This is a genomic window from Azospirillum sp. SYSU D00513, from assembly GCF_017356015.1.
In the GTDB taxonomy this organism is placed as follows: domain Bacteria; phylum Pseudomonadota; class Alphaproteobacteria; order Azospirillales; family Azospirillaceae; genus Azospirillum.
On sequence record NZ_JAFIQV010000114.1, the window covers coordinates 1 to 1,125 of the forward strand.

2 protein-coding genes are annotated in these 1,125 nt (G+C 63.0%); both read right to left on the bottom strand.

Annotation, left to right across the window (positions count from 1 at the left end):
- Window positions 1-464, bottom strand: a 464-nt coding sequence (locus tag JUB11_RS32430) for an ISAzo13 family transposase (RefSeq protein WP_207462934.1), incomplete at its 3' end; no start/stop codon positions are given.
- Complete coding sequence (locus JUB11_RS32435) at window positions 403-963, bottom strand: hypothetical protein (RefSeq protein ID WP_247887482.1); 561 nt, start codon at window positions 961-963, stop codon at window positions 403-405. The genes JUB11_RS32430 and JUB11_RS32435, both read right to left, overlap by 62 nt.
- Between the last annotated feature and the right edge of the window lie 162 nt (window positions 964-1,125).

Consider the following 1,125-nt stretch of genomic DNA (forward strand, 5'->3'; position numbering starts at 1 on the left):
CTGATGAAGCTGAAAAGCCGATGTTCAATCGGGTTCCATTTCGAGCAGCCGGTCGGATAGTGGCACACCGTGATGGTGAGCCCGCAGGCATCACAGAGTTGCTCTTGCAGTTGTGCCTTCCACACGCGGGACCGGCAGCTGTTCGAGCCGCCGGCGTCGGCCAGGATGAGCAGGCGTTTGGCCTCGGGAAAGCGCTTGCTTCCCTCATCCGCCCACCAATCATAGATCGCTTCCACGGCAAAGCGTGGCGTGTCAAAGCAGTCGCCGATGCACACATAGCCGCGATTGCTCGTCAGATCGTAGACGCCATAGGGAATGGCTTGGCCAAGAGCATCTTGCGGCCAGTCATGCACCAACACGGCTTCGGCCTTTCGACGCCAGGTCCGGCCGGCATTCTTGAAATTACCGACCAGCTCCTTTTTTTTTCGTATCGACGCTGATGATCGGATCACCGGCAGCGGCAAACTGGGCGCGTTGCTCTGCGATGTGCTGGAACTGAGCATCGCGCTCGGCCGGCGAGCTGCGCGCCTCGGCGCGCCGGGCATTGACCTTGGGTGAATAGCCGAGTTGGCGCAGCAGGCGGGCGACGGTCGTGCGGCTGACCGGGTGTCCGGCCGCGCTCAGAGCATCGCTCAGCTGCTGCAAGGAGCTGCGTTTGGCCTTGGCCCGCCGGCCCATGGGATCGCCCGCCGTTTCGGGGGCGAGCAGGGCTTCCAAAGCCGTCAGCAGCTCCGGGTCCTGGGCCTCGCGCGGCGGACGCCCACCGCCAGGCGCACGCACCCGCTCGGTTGAACACTGTGCCAGCCCAGCCGCGAGTTCCCGCTGCCCTCGCTGGATTGTAGGGCGGCTCAGCCCAGTGATCTTCGCCATCAGCGAAGCACCACCCCAACCGAACCGCTGAGCCTCCAGAGCAACGAACCACCGTCGCTGCTGCTCATCCAGTCGGCTGAGCAGCACGTTCATCTGCTGATGGATCTGCCGCTCTGGATGCTCCTCAGCGCTCAGGCAGAGAGAGCACGCACACTGATGGACAGGGCTGGAACGCATGGGGACCCCATCACCGTCGCGAAAACGATGGAACTCCCATAACCAGCACTTTGTAAAATTAGTTCCCTGATGTGCCCT

Excerpts from the sequence above, each read along its gene's own strand:
- JUB11_RS32435 (WP_247887482.1), bottom strand. The coding sequence starts at position 963 with ATGAACGTGCTGCTCAGCCGACTGGATGAGCAGCAGCGACGGTGGTTC.